Genomic DNA, 3,319 nt, shown 5'->3' on the forward strand with positions numbered 1-3,319 from the left:
TCAAGGAGATCATGGAGAAGGACAAGATCCCGGGCACCCTGATGCTGTGGCCCGGCGTGGCCGAGGAGCTGCTGGGCGGCAAGGCCTTCATGGTCCGTGACGGCGTGTTCAAGGGCGTCGACGCCACGATCTTCACCCATGTCGGCTCCAACCTCGAGACCACCTGGGGCCAGCCGTCGGGCACCGGCCTGGTCTCGGCCAAGTACAGTTTCCACGGCGAGGCGGCCCATGCGGCCGGGGCGCCCTGGCGCGGCAAGAGCGCGCTCGACGCCGTCGAGCTGATGAACATGGGCTGGAACATGCGCCGCGAGCACCTGCGGCCCGAGCAGCGCAGCCACTATGTGATCACCGACGGCGGCGACCAGCCCAATGTCGTGCCGTCAGAGGCCTCGGTCTGGTACTTCTTCCGTGAACAGACCTTCGCCGACATCCAGAAGAACTACGCCCTGGGCGACAGGATCGCCAAGGCGGCCGCCGACATGGCCGATGTCACCCTGGACCGCCAGGTGATCGGTTCGGCCGCGCCCCAGCACTTCAACAGGCCGATGGCCGAGGCGGCCCAGGCCAATATCGACCAGGTCGGCCTGCCGGTCTGGACCCCTCAGGAACAGGCCTTCGCCAAGGCCGTGCAAAAGGCGGTCGGGGCCAAGGAAAAGGGGCTGGACGTCAAGCTCAAGGGGCTGGAGCCGCCCAAGGAAAAGCCCGACAGCGGCGGCTCGGACGACATCGGCGACATCTCGTGGATTATGCCGACCATCAGCCTGCGCTATCCGGCCAATATCCCCGACCTGCCGGGACACCACTGGGCCAACGCCATCTCGATGGCCACGCCCGTGGCCCACAAGGGCGTGGTGGCCGGCTCCAAGGTGATGGCGATGACCCTGCTGGACCTGATGACCCAGCCGCAACTGCTGGTCTCGGCCAAGGCCTATTTCAAGGACGTCCAGACCAAGGATCAGGCCTATGTGCCGATGCTGTCGGCCACCGACCGGCCGCAGATCCAGATCAACGCCGAGACCATGGCCCGCTTCCGGCCCGAGATGCGCAAATACTATTACGACTCCAAGAAGTACCCGACCTATCTGGACCAGCTGGGCATCAAGTGGCCGCCGGTGGAAGCGACCGCCCCTTGACCCATACCTCAGTGCGCCTAGAGCCCTTTCCGACCTGATGGCTTCATCAGGGTCGGGCGAAAAGGGCTCTAAATCAGAAGTTTAGAGCGTTTTTCGATCCGATAACCGTTTCACACTTATCGGAAAACGCTCTAGTGTCCCCCCTGTTCACCGGGGGGCCGCTTCGCGCGGCTGAGATTGGGCCTGGCCCTGACCCGTCGAACCTGATCCGGGTCATGCCGGCGAAGGGAGGGAACGCGAATGACGGCGAAAGCCCCGTCCGCACACCGACTTAGCGCGACACGTCCGGGTCTCCTTTATGCCGAGGAGCGCCCGAAAATGAACGTCCAGACCACCATCAAGTCCGTCGCCGAGACCATCTCGATCGGCCCCGTCCCCGGCTCGCGCAAGGTCTATCAGGCCGGCGTGCTGTTCCCGGAGCTGCGCGTGCCGTTCCGCGAGGTGGCCGTCCACCCGTCGGCCAACGAGCCACCCGTCACTATCTATGATCCGTCGGGCCCCTATACCGACCCCACCGCGACCATCGACATCGAGAAGGGGCTGGAGCGCATCCGCGAGCCCTTCGTCGTGGCGCGCGGCGACGTCGAGGTGGTGGAAACGCCCCGCGAGGTGAAGCCCGAGGACAACGGTTTCGCCCAGGGCAAGCACCTGGCCCCGCAGTTCCCGGCCGTCGGCCGCACCATCTATCGCGGCAAGCCGGGCAAGCTGATCACCCAGCTGGAATACGCCCAGGCCGGCAAGATCACCGCCGAGATGGAATATGTCGCCATCCGCGAGAACCTGCGCCGCGAGCAGGACCGCCCCTGCGTGCGTGACGGCGACGATTTCGGCGCCTCGATCCCCGACTTCGTGACGCCCGAGTTCGTGCGCCAGGAAGTGGCCCGCGGCCGCGCCATCATCCCGGCCAATATCAACCACGGCGAGCTGGAGCCGATGGCGATCGGCCGCAACTTCCTGGTCAAGATCAACGCCAATATCGGCAATTCGGCGGTGCTCTCCACCGTCGCCGACGAGGTCGACAAGCTGGTCTGGGCCACCCGTTGGGGCGCCGACACGGTCATGGACCTGTCCACGGGGCGCAACATCCACAACATCCGCGACTGGATCATCCGCAACAGCAGCGTGCCGATCGGCACCGTGCCGATCTATCAGGCGCTGGAGAAGGTCAACGGCGTGGCCGAGGACCTGAACTGGGAGGTCTTCCGCGACACCCTGATCGAGCAAGCGGAGCAGGGCGTCGACTATTTCACCATCCACGCCGGCGTCAGGCTTCCCTTTGTCCCAATGACGGCCAAGCGGGTCACCGGCATCGTCTCGCGCGGCGGCTCGATCATGGCCAAGTGGTGCCTGGCCCACCACCAGGAGAACTTCCTCTACGAGCGCTTCGAGGACATCTGCGAGATCATGCGCGCCTATGACGTGTCGTTCTCGCTGGGCGACGGCCTGCGTCCGGGCTCGACCGCCGACGCCAATGACGAGGCCCAGTTCGCCGAGCTGCGCACCCTGGGCGAGCTGACCAAGGTGGCCTGGAAGCTGGCGTGCAGGTGATGGTGATGATCGGGGCCGGGCCACGTGGCCATGCACAAGATCAAGGCCAATATGGATGAGCAGCTCAAGCACTGCCACGAGGCCCCCTTCTACACCTTGGGCCCGTTGACCACCGACATCGCCCCTGGCTACGACCACATCACCTCGGCGATCGGCGCGGCGATGATCGGCTGGTTTGGCACGGCGATGCTCTGCTACGTCACGCCAAGGAGCACCTGGGTCTGCCGGACCGTGACGACGTCAAGACCGGCGTCATCACCTACCAAGCTGGCCGCCCACGCCGCCGACCTGGCCAAGGGTCACCCGGGCGCGGCCATGTGGGACGACGCCATCAGCCGGGCGCGGTTCGAGTTCCGCTGGGAAGACCAGTTCAACCTGGCTCTCGACCCCGAGACCGCCCGCAAGTTCCACGACGAGACCCTGCCAAGGAGGCGCACAAGACCGCGCACTTCTGCTCGATGTGCGGCCCAAGTCTGCTCGATGAAGATCAGCCATGAGGTCCGGGAATTCGCGGCGGCCCAGGCTCCGAACGCCATCGCCGAGGGCATGGCCCAGATGAGCGACAAGTTCCGCGAGCAGGGGTCCGAGATCTATCTGAAGACCGAATAGGGTGCTTCTCGCCGACCTTGATCCGCGTC

Annotated in this window: 1 protein-coding gene, 1 pseudogene and 1 riboswitch; the gene and the pseudogene both read left to right on the forward strand. The window is 65.4% G+C overall.

Features of this window, described 5'->3' with window-relative positions; translation table 11 throughout:
• On the forward strand, window positions 1-1,133 hold a 1,133-nt coding region (locus CSW58_RS07645; protein ID WP_143755124.1), incomplete at its 5' end, for a peptidase dimerization domain-containing protein.
• A gap of 141 nt (window positions 1,134-1,274) precedes the next feature.
• Window positions 1,275-1,380: riboswitch (TPP riboswitch) on the forward strand.
• Window positions 1,381-1,451: 71 nt separating this feature from the next.
• Window positions 1,452-3,290 (forward strand): annotated as a pseudogene (thiC, locus tag CSW58_RS07650) (phosphomethylpyrimidine synthase ThiC).
• Window positions 3,291-3,319: the final 29 nt, after the last annotated feature.

The sequence above is a fragment of the Caulobacter sp. B11 genome (genome assembly GCF_002737765.1).
GTDB lineage: Bacteria > Pseudomonadota > Alphaproteobacteria > Caulobacterales > Caulobacteraceae > Caulobacter.